16 protein-coding genes are annotated in these 16,500 nt (G+C 69.5%); 13 read left to right on the top strand and 3 right to left on the bottom strand.

All coding sequences use genetic code 11. The annotated features are described in order from the left end of the window. Position 1: 1 nt before the first annotated feature. Entirely contained in the window at positions 2 to 628 is a 627-nt protein-coding gene (locus ACWZJV_RS01755; protein ID WP_196873944.1) for a GNAT family N-acetyltransferase, read from the bottom strand. Positions 629 to 828: 200 nt separating this feature from the next. On the opposite strand from ACWZJV_RS01755, the gene dop reads away from it, so the two are divergent. The 4 genes from dop to prcA all read left to right on the top strand — a co-directional run bounded on the left by dop (position 829) and on the right by prcA (position 4,333). Then, positions 829 to 2,340, top strand: a complete 1,512-nt coding sequence (gene dop / locus ACWZJV_RS01750) for a depupylase/deamidase Dop (RefSeq protein ID WP_196873945.1) — start codon at positions 829 to 831, stop codon at positions 2,338 to 2,340. A gap of 116 nt (positions 2,341 to 2,456) precedes the next feature. Next, positions 2,457 to 2,654: a ubiquitin-like protein Pup gene (locus tag ACWZJV_RS01745; protein WP_008356645.1), complete on the top strand. Its 198-nt coding sequence runs from the start codon at positions 2,457 to 2,459 to the stop codon at positions 2,652 to 2,654. Between the two features lie 3 nt (positions 2,655 to 2,657). Continuing rightward, positions 2,658 to 3,494: a proteasome subunit beta gene (gene prcB / locus ACWZJV_RS01740; protein WP_008356642.1), complete on the top strand. Its 837-nt coding sequence runs from the start codon at positions 2,658 to 2,660 to the stop codon at positions 3,492 to 3,494. Then, positions 3,491 to 4,333, top strand: a complete 843-nt coding sequence (gene prcA / locus ACWZJV_RS01735; protein WP_008356640.1) for a proteasome subunit alpha — start codon at positions 3,491 to 3,493, stop codon at positions 4,331 to 4,333. The genes prcB and prcA overlap by 4 nt, the downstream gene beginning before the upstream one ends. A 62-nt stretch (positions 4,334 to 4,395) precedes the next feature. On the opposite strand, the gene ACWZJV_RS01730 is transcribed toward prcA, so the two are convergent. Both ACWZJV_RS01730 and ACWZJV_RS01725 read right to left on the bottom strand, forming a co-directional pair. After that, a complete protein-coding gene (locus tag ACWZJV_RS01730) occupies positions 4,396 to 5,286 on the bottom strand; it encodes a DMT family transporter (protein WP_457180016.1) in 891 nt (296 codons plus the stop codon). A gap of 224 nt (positions 5,287 to 5,510) precedes the next feature. Next, on the bottom strand, positions 5,511 to 5,951 hold the full coding sequence (locus ACWZJV_RS01725) for a VOC family protein (RefSeq protein WP_457180015.1): 441 nt from the start codon (positions 5,949 to 5,951) through the stop codon (positions 5,511 to 5,513). Between the two features lie 99 nt (positions 5,952 to 6,050). Between ACWZJV_RS01725 and ACWZJV_RS01720 the strand changes: the two genes are divergently transcribed. The 9 genes from ACWZJV_RS01720 (at position 6,051) to ACWZJV_RS01680 (ending at position 16,478) form a co-directional block, all read left to right on the top strand. Beyond that, positions 6,051 to 6,989 carry an endonuclease/exonuclease/phosphatase family protein gene (locus ACWZJV_RS01720; protein ID WP_457180014.1) on the top strand — a complete coding sequence of 313 codons (939 nt, stop codon included), beginning with the start codon at positions 6,051 to 6,053 and terminating at the stop codon, positions 6,987 to 6,989. 98 nt (positions 6,990 to 7,087) lie between these two features. Beyond that, entirely contained in the window at positions 7,088 to 8,449 is a 1,362-nt protein-coding gene (pafA, locus tag ACWZJV_RS01715) for a Pup--protein ligase (protein WP_008356635.1), read from the top strand. Between the two features lie 98 nt (positions 8,450 to 8,547). Continuing rightward, the gene (locus ACWZJV_RS01710; RefSeq protein ID WP_008356633.1) at positions 8,548 to 9,525 is read left to right on the top strand and encodes an FKBP-type peptidyl-prolyl cis-trans isomerase; all 978 of its coding nucleotides are present in this window, start codon (positions 8,548 to 8,550) and stop codon (positions 9,523 to 9,525) included. A 26-nt stretch (positions 9,526 to 9,551) separates the two neighbouring features. Continuing rightward, on the top strand, positions 9,552 to 10,535 hold the full coding sequence (locus ACWZJV_RS01705; protein WP_457180013.1) for a helix-turn-helix transcriptional regulator: 984 nt from the start codon (positions 9,552 to 9,554) through the stop codon (positions 10,533 to 10,535). After that, positions 10,532 to 11,566: a helix-turn-helix transcriptional regulator gene (locus tag ACWZJV_RS01700; protein ID WP_457180012.1), complete on the top strand. Its 1,035-nt coding sequence runs from the start codon at positions 10,532 to 10,534 to the stop codon at positions 11,564 to 11,566. The genes ACWZJV_RS01705 and ACWZJV_RS01700 overlap by 4 nt, the downstream gene beginning before the upstream one ends. A gap of 39 nt (positions 11,567 to 11,605) precedes the next feature. Next, the gene (tatA, locus tag ACWZJV_RS01695; RefSeq protein WP_008356628.1) at positions 11,606 to 11,899 is read left to right on the top strand and encodes a twin-arginine translocase TatA/TatE family subunit; all 294 of its coding nucleotides are present in this window, start codon (positions 11,606 to 11,608) and stop codon (positions 11,897 to 11,899) included. Between the two features lie 8 nt (positions 11,900 to 11,907). Next, positions 11,908 to 12,753, top strand: coding sequence for a twin-arginine translocase subunit TatC (tatC, locus tag ACWZJV_RS01690; RefSeq protein ID WP_008356626.1), 846 nt, complete (start codon positions 11,908 to 11,910; stop codon positions 12,751 to 12,753). 16 nt (positions 12,754 to 12,769) lie between these two features. Further along, on the top strand, positions 12,770 to 13,654 hold the full coding sequence (locus ACWZJV_RS01685) for a diacylglycerol/lipid kinase family protein (RefSeq protein ID WP_008356624.1): 885 nt from the start codon (positions 12,770 to 12,772) through the stop codon (positions 13,652 to 13,654). A gap of 43 nt (positions 13,655 to 13,697) precedes the next feature. After that, on the top strand, positions 13,698 to 16,478 hold the full coding sequence (locus ACWZJV_RS01680; protein ID WP_008356622.1) for a DEAD/DEAH box helicase: 2,781 nt from the start codon (positions 13,698 to 13,700) through the stop codon (positions 16,476 to 16,478). Positions 16,479 to 16,500 lie beyond the last annotated feature (22 nt).

Genomic DNA, 16,500 nt, shown 5'->3' with positions numbered 1-16,500 from the left:
CTCACTCCTCCATCTCGCCGGTCCACTGGACCCCGAGGAGCAGCGTGTCCTCGGTCTCGGCGATCGTCGTGAACCCCACCCGCCGGTAGAAGCCGACCGCGCGGGTGTTGGCCGTGCTGACGCCGAGGTGGGCACCGCGTACGCCGGCGACGTGGAAGGCGCCGAGCATCATCCCGATCAGCTCCTTGCCCACACCTTGGCCCTGGGCGCGGGGGAGCAGGTTGATGTGCAGATGCGCCGGGTACTCGCTCAACAGCTCACCGGGCGTACGCACCGGCCGATGGATCAGGGAGCGCAGCCGAGCGTTCCAGTCGGTGCGGTCGTGGTCGGGGCCGGGATCCGGGTTGACCACCCGCAGCGCGGGCCACCAGTCCTCCTCGCACTCCTTCTCGAAGGCGCGGGTGAACGGGGTGCCGACGACGTAGCCGACGACGCCCTCGGAGTCGACCGCCACGAAACCGAGCCCGAGGCGCAGGACGATGTAGGGAGCGGCGTAGATGTTCCCGGGCAGCCGGGGGTCGTCGTAGAACTCGGTGGCGTCCTCGCCCGATGCTCCGGTCAGCAGACAGATCGAGAAGAGATCGTCGAGGTCGTCGGCGGTGGCCCGCCGGATCTCAGGAGTGCCCATGCCCCAACCTCACCATGACCCGCCTCCGCCGTCGCCGCCAGGCCAGACCTGGGAGGCGGCCGGCGGCCACGTACCCGCGGACATGGCGTTTCACAAGCGGTCTCCTCCCGGTGCCGCCCAGCCGAACAACCTCGGGCAACCTCAGCGTGGCGTATGGATGCTCACGTGCACTCGTGCACGTGGCCGGTAGCCTTGCAGGCATGAGCGTACGACGGGTGATGGGCACGGAGGTCGAATACGGAATTTCCGTGGCCGGACAGCCCCAGGCCAACCCGATGGTGGCCTCGAGCCAGGTCGTCAATGCGTACGCATCCTCGACCCTGAGGGCGAGGAGAGCGCGCTGGGACTTCGAGGAGGAGTCACCGCTGCGCGACGCGCGCGGCTTCGACATGTCCCGGCAGGTGGCCGATCCCAGCCAGCTCACCGACGAGGATCTCGGGCTGGCCAACGTCATCCTCACCAACGGCGCCCGGCTCTACGTCGACCACGCCCACCCGGAGTTCTCCTGCCCCGAGGTGACCAACCCGCTCGACGCGGTGCGCTGGGACAAGGCCGGCGAGCAGGTCATGCTCGACGCCTCCCGCGCGGCCGCGCGGCTGCCGGGCAACCCGCAGATCCACCTCTACAAGAACAACACCGACAACAAGGGCGTCTCCTACGGCGCGCACGAGAACTACCTCATGCGCCGGAGCACCGCCTTCGCCGACATCGTCAAGCACCTGACCCCGTTCTTCGTCTCCCGGCAGGTCTTCGCCGGCGCCGGCCGGGTCGGGATCGGCCAGGAGCGCCCCAAGCACGGCTTCCAGATCTCCCAGCGCGCCGACTTCTTCGAGGTCGAGGTCGGCCTGGAGACGACGCTGAAGCGGCCGATCATCAACACCCGTGACGAGCCCCACGCCGACCCTGAGAAGTACCGCCGGCTCCACGTCATCCTCGGCGACGCCAACCTGGCCGAGGTCTCGACCTACCTCAAGGTCGGGAGTACGTCGCTGGTGCTCGCCATGATCGAGGACGGCTACATCACCCGCGATCTCAGCGTCGACGGCCCGGTCTCGGCGCTGCGCGCGGTCTCCCACGACCCCACGCTGAAGACCCTGATCACGCTCAAGGACGGTCGCAAGCTGACCGGTGTCCAGCTGCAGATGGAGTATCTGGACCTGGCCAAGAAGTTCGTCCAGGAGCGCTACGGCTCCGACGCGGACCACCAGACCAAGGACGTCCTGGAGCGCTGGGAGTCGGTGCTCGACCGGCTCGAGCGCGACCCGATGGAGTGCGCCAACGAGCTCGACTGGGTGGCGAAGTACAAGCTGCTGCTCGGCTACCGCGACCGTGACGGCCTGGAGTGGGACGACCCCAAGCTCCACCTCATCGACCTGCAGTACGCCGACATCCGCCCGGAGAAGGGGCTCTACCACCGCCTCGTCCGGGCCGGCCGGATCGAGCGTCTGCTGACCGACGACCTGGTCGAGAAGGCGATGCACGACCCGCCCACCGACACCCGCGCCTACTTCCGCGGCCGCTGCCTGGAGAAGTACTCCGAGAACGTCGCCGCGGCCAGCTGGGACTCGGTCATCTTCGACCTGCCCGGGCGCGAGTCGCTGCAGCGGGTGCCGACGATCGACCCCTTGCGGGGGACCAAGAAGCACGTGGGCGGGCTCCTCGACTCCTCGGACACCGCGGTCGACCTGTTCAACCGGCTGACCGGTTCCTGATCCGTAGATCACGACCGTGCCACATCTCGGTCCAACGTCCGACTTCTGCTTCCTCCCGTAGCGAAATCGGGCATTGTTTCCTCAGGTTTGTCGGTGCTAGTGGATAGGTTGAAGACATGGCACAGGAGCAGAAGCAGCCGAAGAAGTCCTCCGAGACGGAGGAGTCCGTCGAGACCGCGCCCGAGACCGATGTGAACGAGCGCAAGGAAGCGCTCGACTCCGATGTCGACGACATCCTGGACGAGATCGACGACGTCCTGGAGACCAACGCCGAGGACTTCGTGAAGTCCTTCATCCAGAAGGGCGGGCAGTAGCAGATGTCGGAGTCCCGCATCCCGGCGGCCTACATGACGCCGGGCACCTCGTCCTTTGCCGATTTCCTGACCGCCCAGTCGCCAGAGCTGCTCCCGGGGCACAATCCGGTCCCGGGCAACCTGGGCGACATCGCCCCGCACGGCACCACGATCGTCGCGGCCACCTTCCCCGGTGGCGTGATCATCGCCGGTGACCGGCGCGCGACCCAGGGCAACCTGATCGCCGAGCGCGACATGCGCAAGGTGTTCCCGGCCGACGAATACTCCGCGGTCGGCATCGCCGGCTCCGCGGGCCTCGCGGTCGAGCTGGTCAAGCTCTTCCAGACCGAGCTGGAGCACTACGAGAAGATCGAGGGCACCACGCTCTCCATCGAGGGCAAAGCCAGCCGCCTCTCCGCGCTCGTGCGCGGCAACCTCGCGATGGCCATGCAGGGCCTGGTCGTGGTGCCGCTCTTCGTCGGGTTCGACCCCGACGCGGGCGTGGGCAAGATCTACGGCTACGACCCTACCGGCGGCCGCTACGAGCAGACCGGATACGCCGGCGTCGGCTCGGGCTCGCTGTTCGCCAAGGGCGCGCTCAAGAAGCTCTACCGGACCGACCTCGACGAGGACACCCTGGTCGCGGTCCTGGTCCAGGCGCTCTACGACGCGGCCGACGACGACTCGGCCACCGGTGGCCCCGACCTGTCCCGCAAGCTGTTCCCGCTGGTGCACGTGATCACGGCCGACGGTGGGCGCACCCTGCCCGACGCCGATGTCGCGGCCGTCGCGGAGTCTGTCATCGCCGGGAGGCTCCAGCGGCCCGACGGTCCCATCGCCGAGCTGGAGGGTCGCCCATGAGCACTCCGTTCTATGTGAGTCCCGAGCAGCTGATGCGCGACCGCGCGGACTTCGCGCGCAAGGGCATCTCCCGGGGCCGCGCTCTGGTCTCGCTGCAGTACGCGGACGGCATCGTGTTCGCCTCCGAGAACCCCTCGGCGGCGCTGCACAAGGTCAGCGAGATCTACGACCGGATCGCCTTCGCCGCGGTCGGGCGCTACAACGAGTTCGAGAACCTCCGCATCGCCGGCGTTCGGCTGGCCGACATGCGCGGCTACGCCTACGACCGGCGCGACGTCACCGGTCGTGGCCTGGCCAACGCCTACGCCCAGACCCTCGGGACGATCTTCTCCTCGGGCGGGGAGAAGCCCTACGAGGTCGAGCTGTTCGTCGGCGAGATCGGGGACACCGCGGAGGCCGACCAGCTCTACCGGCTGACCTACGACGGCCAGGTCGTCGACGAGCACGGCTTCGCCGCCATCGGCGGTGCGGCCGAGGCGGTCGGTGGCTACCTCAAGGAGCGCTACACCGAGGGCGCCACCCTCGAGGACGCCATCAAGCTGGCCGTGGCGGCGCTCGGCCACACCGACACCGACGACCGCGAGATCGCCGCCAAGGACCTCGAGGTCGCGGTCCTCGACCGCACGCGCACGCAGCCGCGCAAGTTCCGCAGGATCCGGCCGGCGACGCTGGTCGAGATCCTCGGCTCCGCGACCGCGACCCCGCAGGTCGAGGAGGCGAAGCCCGCCGCGGTCGAGGCGCCTGCCGAGAAGCCCGCGGAGAAGCCCGTCGACCAGGCGCCGCTGGCGCCGCCGGCCGACGACGACGGCGAGCCGCCGATCGCTCCGCCGCTCGACTGACACGAGAAGCCGGGGAGTCCCGGGCGCGATCAGATGCGCCCGAGACTCCCCGGCTTCGTGTTCTACCCGGTCTGTCCGAGACCGGCGATCGCGACCAGGATCAGCGCGACCCCGGCGACCGCCGGCCCGGCAAGACGCTCGCCGAGGACCGCTGCGGCGGCGATCGCGGCGGCGACCGGCTCCATCAGGCTGGCCACGGTCGCTGCGCTGCTGCGGGTGGTGCGCAGCCCGGCGTAGAGCAGCCCGTACGCCAGCGCCATCGTCGCGACACCGAGATAGACCAGCCAGGCCCACACCGCCACCGAGGAGGAGCCGAGCGTCCCACCGCCGAGCAGTGCCAGCGGTGCCAGGACCAGGGCCCCGACGCAGGTCGCGCCGGTGGTCACCAGCAGCGGGCTGCGCTGCTGAGCGAGCGGACGCCCGACCGCAGTGGTGAGCGCGTAGGCGGATCCGGACGCGATCGCGAGCAGCACCCCGGTCATCGGCCGCTCGCCGCCCGCCCGGCTGCCGGCGTAGGCCGAGGCGAGGACCAGTCCGGTCAGCGCGGTCGCCAGCACCACGAGCTGTCGGCGGGTCGGCCGCTGTCGTGTCGCGATGGCCTCACCGGCCAGCAGGATCGCGGGGGCGATTCCGAGGCTGACCACGGTGGACACCGTCACGCCGACGGCGACGACGGAGCCGAAGTAGAGAGCCTGGTACAGGCCCGTGGCGGCACCGACGATCACGGTGCGGAGGTCGAGACGAAGGTCGCGCAGGCGGCCCACGAGGGCAAGGACGGCGAGCAGCGCGACCGCTGCGATCAGCATCCGGTAGGCGCTCACCGTGAGCACCGACATCGGCGTGATCGAACGGACGATCTGAAGGACGAGGCCGCCGGTGCCCCACAGGACCCCGGCGAGGCAGATCTGAACGAGCCCGAGACGGGCCCCGAAATGGGTGCAGAGAGTGGACATAGAAGAGGTGCTCCAGGTTCGAGAGACGAGAAGGGCAGCGTCTGGAGCACGCCGAGGAGAGCCGATCCACGCTCGCAGCGTCAGATCGGCGAGGCCGCTCCGGTCAGGCGACCGGCGGCGGAAGCAGGCCGAGGTGCTTCGAGGTCATGGCGGGAAGTGTGTCACACGCCGCGGCGTCCAGGCCCGGCCTTTTCTTCGGCCTTTTCCGAGGGTGACCTCCCGGGTCAGCCGATCCGGTCCGAGAGCGAGACGACGATGCCCTCGGGCCCACGCACGTACGCCATCCGCACCACGTCCTCGTAGACGCCGACGCCGCCGACGAGGCCGTAGCCGTCGGCGGCCACCCGTTCGAGGACCGCGTCCAGGTCGTCGACCTCGAAGCAGACGTTGCGCAGGCCCAGCTCGTTGGCCATCGCCTCGGGTGAGCCGGGCACGTGGTCGGGACGTACGAACCGGGCGAGCTCGAGCGCCGTCCCGCCGCCCGGCGGCCGCAACATGACCACCTCGCAGCGCGCGCCGGGGATCCCGCAGACGGTGTCGATGAACTCGCCCTCGACGAAGGTGCGCCCCTCGATCTCCAGGCCCAGCGCGACGAAGAACTCCGTGGCCCTCTCGATGTCGGCGACGGTCACGCCGATGTGGTCGAACCGCAACAGCTGTGTCATGACTCTCATCCTCCTGCTTGTCGGGTGTCTCTGCCTGGTGAACGAAGCCGCCACACCGTCTTCTACACAGTTACGGCCCGTTGGCTAGGGTCGCTGTCCGTGGAGGTGGACAGGTCGGCGTGGCGGCGGGGAGGGCTGCTCGCGCTCGTCGCGGTGCTGCTCGCGCTGGTGATCGCGCTGCACGAGCTGGTACCGAACCGCTGGGGAAACCTGGGTTCATTGGTCGCGACGTTCCTGCCGTGGCTCGTCCTCGCGGTTCCACTGCTGATCCTCGGGGCGGCCGTACGCCGCTCGGTCCTCGCCGCGTTGCTCGCGCTGACTCCGCTCGCCGCCTGGTTGGGGGTGTTCGGCCAGCAGCTGATGCCCGTCGAGCCTGCGGCGTACGACCTGACGGTGGTGCAGCACAACGGCGCCGACGACAATCCCGACGTGGAGCGGACCGTCGAGCTCCTGCTGGCCGAGGACCCTGACATCGTGGCGCTCGAGGAGCTGACCTCGGAGAACCTTTCGCGCTACGCGGCGGCTCTTGACGAGACGTTCGAGCACCACACGACCCAGGGCACCGTCGGCCTCTGGTCGCGTCATCCGATCTCGGAGCGCGAGCGTGTCGACATCCGCCCGACGGGCATCGACGCGTCCTGGGACCGGTGCCTGCGAGCGGTCGTGCGGACCCCGGCGGGTGAGGTGACCGTCTATGTCGCGCATCTGCCGTCCGTCCGGCTGGGCCCGCGTGGGCTGGCGGCGAACAGCCGCAACCGGAGCGCCGGGCTGCTGGGCAAGGCGATCGCTGCGGACCCGGCGCCGCAGGTGCTGCTCGCCGGTGACCTCAACGGGAGCCTGCTCGACCCCGGGCTGGCACCCGTGACCGAGCAGGTTTCGCGTGAGGAGCACGGATTCGGGTTCACCTTTCCCGCGGCGTTCCCTGTCGTGCAGCTCGATCACGTCCTCGCGCGGGGTGCCGAGGTATCGGACCTGAGGGTCCTCCCGCGGTCCGGCAGCGACCATCGGCCGGTCGTGGCCCGCGTCTCGCTCGGCTGAGGCCGCCCGGCGGGCCGACGTGCCGGTGAGCGGCGCGGCTCGCCGTGTCGTACCTGCGAACGCCTCCGCGGTGACCGCCGACCGTCTAGGGTTTCAGTATGGACAGGCGCATCTTCGGCATCGAGAACGAGTACGGCGTGACCTGCACGTTCCGCGGCCAGCGGCGGCTGAGCCCGGACGAGGTGGCCCGCTACCTCTTCCGCAAGGTGGTGAGCTGGGGCCGCAGCTCGAACGTGTTCCTCCGCAACGGCGCGAGGCTCTACCTCGACGTCGGCTCCCACCCCGAGTACGCCACGCCCGAGTGTGACGACGTGATCTCGACCGTCACCCACGACAAGGCGGGGGAGCGGATCCTGGAGGGGCTGCTCCTCGACGCCGAGCAGCGGCTGCACGACGAGGGCATCGCCGGCGACATCTACCTGTTCAAGAACAACACCGACTCGGCCGGCAACTCCTACGGCTGCCATGAGAACTACATGGTCAGCCGCGCGGGGGAGTTCTCGAAGCTCGCCGACGTGCTCATCCCGTTCCTGGTCACCCGCCAGCTGATCGTCGGCGCCGGCAAGGTCACCCACACCCCGCGGGGCGCCGGGTTCGCGGTCTCCCAGCGTGCCGAGCACATCTGGGAGGGCGTCTCGTCCGCGACGACGAGGTCCCGGCCGATCATCAACACCCGCGACGAGCCGCACGCGGACGCCGAGAAGTACCGTCGGCTCCATGTCATCGTCGGCGACTCGAACATGTCCGAGACCACCACGATGCTCAAGATCGCCAGCTGCCACCTGGTGCTGCGGATGATCGAGGAGGGCGTCGTCATGCGAGACATGACGATGGAGAACCCGATCCGGGCCATCCGCGAGATCGCCCACGACCTGACCGGCCGCCGCAAGGTGCGGCTGGCCAACGGCCGCGAGGCCAGCGCCCTGGATATCCAGAACGAATACCTGAGCAAGGCGCGGGAGTTCGTGGACCGCCGCGAGATCACCGACCCGACCATGATCGCGGCCCTCGACCTGTGGGAGCGCGGGCTGAAGGCGATCGAGTCCGACGACCTCTCCCTGGTCGACCGCGAGATCGACTGGGTGATCAAGTGGAAGCTGATCGAGCGCTACCGCGCCAAGCACGGCCTCCCGCTGGGCCACGCGCGGGTCGCGCAGCTCGACCTCGCCTACCACGACATCCACCGCAACCGCGGCCTCTACTACCTGCTGGAGAAGAAGGGCGCGGTCAAGCGGGCCACCACCGACCTGAAGATCTTCGAGGCCAAGTCGGTGCCGCCGCAGACCACCCGCGCCCGGCTCCGTGGCGAGTTCATCAAGAAGGCCCAGGAGCGCCGCCGCGACTTCACCGTGGACTGGGTCCACCTCAAGCTCAACGACCAGGCCCAGCGCACCGTGCTGTGCAAGGACCCGCTGAGGGCGTACGACGAGCGCGTCCAGCGGCTCATCGACGGCATGTGAGGCGTTGCCCCGGGGTGGCTTCGCCACGGGGCAACCACCGTACGGATATGGTGTGCTCCGCTGTCGTCCGTTCCTTTCACGTCATGAAGGTTTGCACTGTGTCCACTGCTCCTCGGCCTCGCCTGCGCCATGCGCTGGGCGCGCTGACTGTGTTCCTGCTTCTCCCGGCTCTGGTCGCCTGTGGCGAGAAGGTGACGGGCTACGGCGACGAGACCGTCTCCGGCTTCGACGGGGCCACGGTCTCGGCCGACGTCAAGAAGGCGCCGACGCTGAAGTGGAAGTCGGCGATCTCCTACCCGAAGGACCCCAAGGTCAAGACGCTGACCGAGGGCGACGGCGAGGCGATCCCGAAGGACCGCGGCGTGTTCGCCAAGATCTACATCGGCAACGCCACCACTCTGGACAAGGAGTGGGCCTACGAGAGCCAGGCCGCCGAGGGTGAGGAGCTCCCGGCGGACAAGCCGTGGAGCACGATCCTGAAGGGCGCCAAGGTCGGCGACCGGATCGAGGCGATCGTGGGCTCGGCAGACCTGCTCGGTGAGGGCGGCAACCCGCAGATGGGCATCGGCAATCACGACACGCTGCTGGTCGTCGTCGACGTGGTCAAGGCCGCCGCCGACAAGACGCCGCACGACGTGGACGCCACCGAGCTGCCCAAGGTCGTCGAGAAGAACGGCAAGCCGACCGGGTTCGACTTCACCGGCATCCCCAAGCCGAAGGCCGACGACGTGCTCAAGCGGGTCATCGTCACCGAGGGCGACGGCGAGGAGATCACCACCGACCAGACGGTCACGGCCAACTACCTCGGCATGACCTACGGCGCCAAGAAGCCCTTCGACGAGAGCTTCAGCAAGGAGGCCGTGCCGTTCGCCCTCAACCAGGTGGTCGCGGGCTGGACCAACGGCCTGGAGGGCGTCAAGGTCGGCAGCCGTGTTCTGCTGCAGATCCCGCCGGAGCTGGGCTACGGTTCACAGGAGAAGCCGGGCCAGGGCGGCACGCCGGGGATCCCGGCCAACAGCACGCTCTACTTCGTCATCGACGTCGTCAAGGCCGAAGCCACCCCGGCGCCGCAGTAGAAAGTCTCTAGGGGGAGAAGCACACCGTGGCGGCGGGTAAGACCGAGCGGTTGATGAACCTGCTCATCATGCTGCTCGTGCAGCGTGACAACGTGTCGAAGGAGCGGATCCGCGAGGTCCTCTACCCGTCGTCGCACGGTGAGGCGTTCGAGAAGATGTTCGAGCGCGACAAGGAGGAGCTGCGCAGCCTCGGTGTGCCGATCGAGACCGGGGTGATCGACTCCTTCTTCGAGGACGAGATCGGCTACCGGATCAGCCCCGAGCAGTTCGCGCTCCCGCCGATCACCCTCGAGGCCGACGAGCTCGCCGTGGTGGCCCTGGCCACCAGGGTCTGGGAGAACGCCTCGATGGCGGAGGCGACCACGGAGGCCGTACGCAAGCTCAACGCCGCCGGGCTCGAGACCGACGTCTCGGCGCTGGAGATCGTGCAGCCGCGGCTGGCCGCGGAGGAGGGCTCCTTCGACGTCTTCGTGGCCGCGACCCAGGACCGGCAGATCGTCGAGTTCGACTACCGGGGATCCCGCGCGGCCGAGCCCTCCCACCGGCGGCTGCAGCCGTGGGGCGTGGTGCGCTACTCGGGCCGTTGGTACGCCGTGGGCCACGACGTCGACCGCGACGACACCCGCATCTTCCGGCTCTCCCGCGTCCTGGGGGAGGCCCGGGCGGTCGGCGAGTTCGATGCCTTCGAGGTGCCGGCCGAGGTGGACGTACGCGATATCGCACGAACCCTGGCGCCGGCCCCGCCCACGGGCAAGGCCGTCCTGCTGCTGCGGCAGGGGAGCGGCTACACCCTCCGGCGGGCCGCCGACTCCGTCGAGCTCGGGGTGACCGGCCCCGACGGCAGCGATGGCTGGGACCGCGTGGTGCTGACCCGGGTGCCCGCCGACCTCGTCGGCGCGGTGCTGGGCCACGGCCCCGACGCCTACGTCGAGGAGCCGGAGGACCTGCGCCGCGAGGTCGCGACCCGGCTCGAGCGGCTGGTCGCACGCCTGGACGGAGCCACCCGATGAGCGCGCACACCGGTGCCAAGGGTCAGGTCGGGCGGCTGCTGACGCTGGTGCCCTACCTCTATTCCCAGGCCGACGACGTACGCCTCGACAAGGCCGCCGCCGACCTCGGTGTCGAGGAGAAGCAGCTGGTCAAGGACCTGCAGGTGCTCTTCATGTGCGGCCTGCCCGGTGGCTATCCCGACGACCTGATCGACGTCGACATCGACGCACTGACCGAGCCCGACGGCGACCGGGTCATCCGGATCTCCAACGCCGACTACCTCGACCGCCAGCTGCGGCTCACCCCGATCGAGGCGACCGCCGTGATCGTCGCGCTGCGCGCGCTGCGGGGCGGGGCGGTGAGCGCGGAGACCAAGGAGGTCGTCGACCGTACGCTGGCCAAGCTCGAGCAGGCCGCCGCCGAGGGCGCCGCGGGGAGCGTGGACCCCGGCGAGGAGCCGATCGACACCTCGCTCGTCCAGATCCATGCCGCGATCGCGACCGCGATCGACCAGGGCCGCCAGGTCCGCATCGACTACTGGGTCCCCGCGCGCGACGAGGAGTCGTCTCGCGTCGTCGACCCGCGGGCGCTGGTCTCCATCCATGACGTCGAGTATCTCGACGCCTGGTGCCACCGGGCGGAGGCGCCGCGCAGCTTCCGGCTCGACCGGATCCGGGGCGCCGAGGTGCTCGACACGCCCATCGCGGTGTCTCCGGAGGCCGAGGACGGTGCGGATCTCGACCGCGAGGGCGTGTCGCTGCTGCGTACGGACTCCGGCACCGTCGTCCGGGTGCGGCTGGCGCCCGAGGCGCGCTGGGTCGGCGAATACTACGCGGTGATCGACCCGATGGAGCTGCCCGGCGGCGGGCTCGAGGTGGGGCTGCGGGTCTACGACCAGCGCTGGCTGACCCGGCTGCTGCTACGGCTTGCTCCCTATGCTGAAATCGTCGAGACCGAGGACAGTCGGCAGACGCAGCCACGCACAGAGTTCACTGAATCGTTTGCCGCGACTGCACGGCAGGCCCTCGGCCTGTACCGTTCGGACGCGTAGACTTCAAGCGTTCCCCCTAAGACGTAGATGAGGTAGTTCATGTTCACTCCATTGATCGGTATGCCGCAGGGAGCCGAGTGGCTCATCATCCTGGCGATCGTGATCCTCGTCTTCGGTGCTGCCAAGCTTCCCGAACTCGCCCGCGGCACCGGTCAGGCGCTGCGTATCTTCAAGACCGAGACCAAGGGTCTTCGCGACGAGGACGAGAAGGAGAAGGGCGAGAAGGTCGAGAAGCCGGCCGAGCTGACCGCCTCCGAGAAGGAGCGCATCGCCGAGCTCGAGCGTCGTGAGGCCGAGATCAAGGCCGAGCGCGAGCGCCTCTCCGGCAACTGAGGCCGACATTGTCCATCGCCGGTGTTGTCGCGGTTCTCCGCGGCACCCCCAAGCACGCCATCGGCGACGACGGCCGGATGGCGCTCTCCGATCACCTGCGTGAGCTCCGTGCGCGGGTGATCAAGGCATCGCTGGCCCTGGTCGTCGGGTTCATCGTGTCGCTGTTCTTCTTCGAGCAGCTCTTCGACCTGGTCATGGACCCCTACCTCAAGGCCGTCAAGATGATGGACCAGGAGGGCGGCGCCGCCTCGCTGAGCTCCGTCAACGGCGCTGCGGGCGGCTTCATGCTCTACCTGAAGCTGTGCGGCCTGGCCGCGCTGATCGGCACCGCGCCGATCTGGCTCTACCAGATCTGGGCGTTCCTGATGCCGGGTCTGCACGCGCACGAGAAGCGGATGTCCCGGATCTTCGTCGCGGTCGCCGGTCCGCTCTTCCTGGTCGGCGTCGTCCTGGGCTACGTGACCCTGCCCAAGGGCCTGGAGATCCTGTTCGCCTTCGTCCCCGACGGCCTGACCAACATCGTCGAGTTCAGCGAGTACCTGAGCTTCCTGAGCCGTACGTTGCTGGTCTTCGGTATCGCCTTCGAGATCCCGGTCTTCTGCATCCTGCTCAACCGGATCGGGGTCCTGCCCGGCGCCGCGCTCGGGAAGTACCGCGCCTGGATCATCGTCGGCTCCTTCGTCTTCGCCGCGGTGGCCACGCCGTCGGGCGACCCGTTCACGATGAGCATCATGGCCATCCCGATGGTCCTGCTCTTCGGGATCTCCGAGGTCATCACCCGGTCCCACGACAAGCGCAAGGCCGCCAAGCGCCAGGACATGCTCGGAGATCCTGACGTCCCGTCGGTGATCTGACCACTAGTCTTCACCCGTGACGCGCCAGATCGCTCTGCTCGCCAACCCCACCGCCGGTCGCGGCAACGCCGACCAGATCCTCGACGCGGTCACCGCACGCCTCGCGGCCTCGGGTGCCGAGGTGGAGCACCTCATCGGTGACGACGCCGACCATGCCCTCGAGCTGGCGCGCAAGGCCGCTGCCGACGGCGTCGACACGGTCGTGACCCTCGGCGGCGACGGGATGGTCCACGTCGCGGTCCAGGCGCTGGCCGGCACCGAGGTGAGCCTCGGCGTCGTCCCGCTCGGCACCGGCAACGACTTCGCCCGGGCGCTCGGGATCCCGACCGGCGATCCGCTGGCCGCGGCCGACGTGGTCGTACGCGACGACCCCCGCCGCATCGACCTCGGCCGCAGCGGGGACTCCTGGTTCGCCACCGTCCTCGCGGCCGGCTTCGACGCGGCGGTCAACGAGCGGGCCAACGCGATGCGGTGGCCGCACGGCGACCTGCGCTACACGCTCGCCGCCCTCTCGGTGATCCGCAGCTGGACGCCGGTGCCCTACCGGCTCGAGATCGACGGTGTGGTGCGCGAGCAGGAGGCGATGCTGCTGGCGATCGCCAACACCGAGTCCTACGGTGGTGGCCTGCGGATCGCGGCGGGGTGCGACCCGGCCGACGGCCTGCTGGACGCCATCCTCATCAAGCCGGTCTCACGGCTGGAGTTCCTGCGCGTCTTCCCGGGCGTACGTCAGGCCAAGCACCTCACCCACCCGGCCTTCGAGCGCATCCGGGCCCGCCGGATCACCGCCTCCGCGCCGGGCGTGATCGCCTACAGCGACGGGGAACGGCTCGGGCCGCTGCCGCTCGAGGTCGAGTGCGTGCCGTCCGCTCTCGGCGTACTGGTGCCGCCACGCGACTGAGCCCCGCGGCTCGCTGTCGGTGTCGGTCGATAGGCTCGGCACCATGGACGCCTCGCCAGCGGAGAAGTACGCCGCTTTCAAGCGTGACAAGGACTACCCCGTCTTCCGGGACTTTGCCGCGCTCTACGATTTCGGGCTCGACGAATTCCAGATCCAGGCGTGCAAGGAGATCGAGGACGGCAAGGGCGTCCTGGTCGCCGCGCCCACCGGTTCGGGCAAGACGATCGTCGGCGAGTTCGCCATCCACCTCGCGCTCGCCACGGGCCGCAAGGCGTTCTACACCACGCCGATCAAGGCGCTCTCCAACCAGAAGTACAACGACCTGGTCAAGCGCTACGGCCCCGACCAGGTCGGCCTGCTGACCGGCGACAACGTGGTCAACGGCGAGGCGCCGGTCGTGGTGATGACCACCGAGGTGCTGCGCAACATGCTCTACGCGGGGTCGCACACCCTGATGGGGCTCGGGTTCGTGGTCATGGACGAGGTCCACTACCTCGCCGACCGCTCCCGCGGCGCGGTCTGGGAGGAGGTCATCATCCACCTGCCCGAGTCGGTCTCGGTCGTCTCGCTGAGCGCCACCGTCTCCAACGCCGAGGAGTTCGGCGAGTGGCTCACCACGGTGCGTGGTGAGACGACCACGATCATCGAGGAGAAGCGGCCGGTGCCGCTCTACCAGCACGTGATGGCCGGGCGCCGGATCATGGACCTGTTCGCCTCCTCCGACGTCGACGCGGCCGCCGGGTTCGTCAAGGAGGGCGCCCCGGTCAACGGCGAGCTGATGAAGCTGGCCCGCGACGACTGGGCGGCCGGACGGATGACGGACCGGCGTACGCCCAAGGACCGGCGCAAGGGCAACGGCAACCGTCGCGTCGGCAACGGGCGACGCGTCTGGATCCCGTCGCGCGTCGAGGTGATCAACGCCCTGCAGCGCGACAACCTGCTGCCCGCGATCAACTTCGTCTTCTCCCGGGTCGGTTGCGATGCCGCGGTCCAGCAGTGCATCCAGGCCAACCTGCGGCTGACCACGCCCGACGAGCGCGACGAGATCTTCGCCTACGTCGAGGAGGCCTGCGCCGACCTGCCCGACGAGGACCGGCACGTGCTCGGCTACCACGACTGGGTCGACGGGCTCACCCGTGGCGTCGCGGCCCACCACGCCGGCCTCCTGCCGGCGTTCAAGCAGGTCGTCGAGGAGCTGTTCCTGCGCGGCCTGGTGAAGGCCGTCTTCGCCACCGAGACGCTCGCGCTCGGCATCAACATGCCCGCCCGCACGGTGGTCATCGAGAAGCTGTCGAAGTGGAACGGCGAGGCTCACGTCAACCTCTCGCCGGGGGAGTACACGCAGCTCGTCGGCCGCGCCGGCCGCCGCGGCCTCGACGTCGAGGGCCACGGCGTCGTGCTCTGGCAGCAGGGGCTCAACCCGCGCGAGCTCGCCGGCCTCGCCTCCACGCGTACGTACCCGCTGCGGTCCAGCTTCCGGCCCTCCTACAACATGGCGGTCAACCTGGTGCACCAGTTCGGCCGGGCGCGCTCGCGGGAGCTGCTGGAGCAGTCGTTCGCGCAGTTCCAGGCCGACAAGGCGGTCGTCGGGCTGGCCCGCCAGGTGCGCAAGGCCGAAGACGCCCTGGAGGGCTACCAGGAGGCCGCGACCTGCGACCGCGGCGACTTCATGGAGTACGCCGCGATCCGCCGCAAGATCTCCGACATCGAGAAGTCCTCGTCCCGCGAGCGTCGCGCCGACCGCCGCGAGGAGATCATCGAGTCGCTCTCCAAGCTGAAGATCGGTGACGTGATCGACGTGCCGACGGGCAAGTTCGCCGGCTACGCCGTGATCGTCGACCCGGGCTTCGACCCCGACGGCCCGCGCCCTTACGTCGTCACCCAGGACCGGCAGGCCCGGCGGCTGGCGATGATGGACTTCAACGTCCCGATCGCCGCCCAGACCCGGCTGCGGGTGCCGAAGTCGTTCAACGGCCGCAACCCGCAGATGCGTCGTGACATGGCCTCCCGCCTGCGGGAGAAGACCCGCGACCTGCGTCCGGTGCCCTACGAGGCCTCGCCGACCGCCCGCAAGGAGCGCAAGAGCTCGGTGGAGACCCAGATCTCCGAGCTGCGCCGCGAGCTGAAGATGCATCCGTGCCACGACTGCCCCGACCGCGAGGACCACGCCCGCTGGGCCGAGCGCTGGTTCAAGCTCTCGCGCGACACCGACACGCTGCGACGCCGGGTGGAGGCGCGCACCAACACGGTCGCGCGCACCTTCGACCGGGTCTGCGACGTGCTCGTCGCGCTCGACTACCTCGAGGGCGAGACGGTCACCGAGCGCGGCACCCACCTGATGCGGCTCTACTCCGAGATGGACCTGGTCGCCGCCGAGGCGCTCCGCGAGGGCCTGTGGGACGACCTCACGCCCTCCGAGCTCGCGGCCGCCCTCTCCGTGCTGGTCTACGAGGCCCGCCGCGCCGACGACGCCACCCCGCCCCGCCTCCCCGGCGGCCGGGTCAAGGACGTCATCGCCGAGACCGTGCGCCTGTGGGGACACCTCGACGCCCTCGAGCGTGACCACAAGCTCGACTTTCTCCGCCAGCCCGATCTCGGCTTCGCCTGGGCCGCCTACCGCTGGGCCGAGGGGGACGAGCTCGACGACGTCCTCAGCGAGGTCGAGCTCGCCGCCGGCGACTTCGTCCGCTGGGTCAAGCAGCTCATCGACCTCTGCGGCCAGGTGGCCGACGCCGCCGGGGACGTTCCGCTGCGGCGTACGGCGCGGCAGACCATGGATCTGCTCAAGCGGGGAGTCGTGGCGTACTCCTCGGTGGTCGAGTAGGAGGAGCCGCTCAGCGGCGTCT

The organism is Nocardioides sp. WG-D5, assembly GCF_054031175.1.
This window is presented reverse-complemented; position numbering and strand designations above follow the sequence as displayed.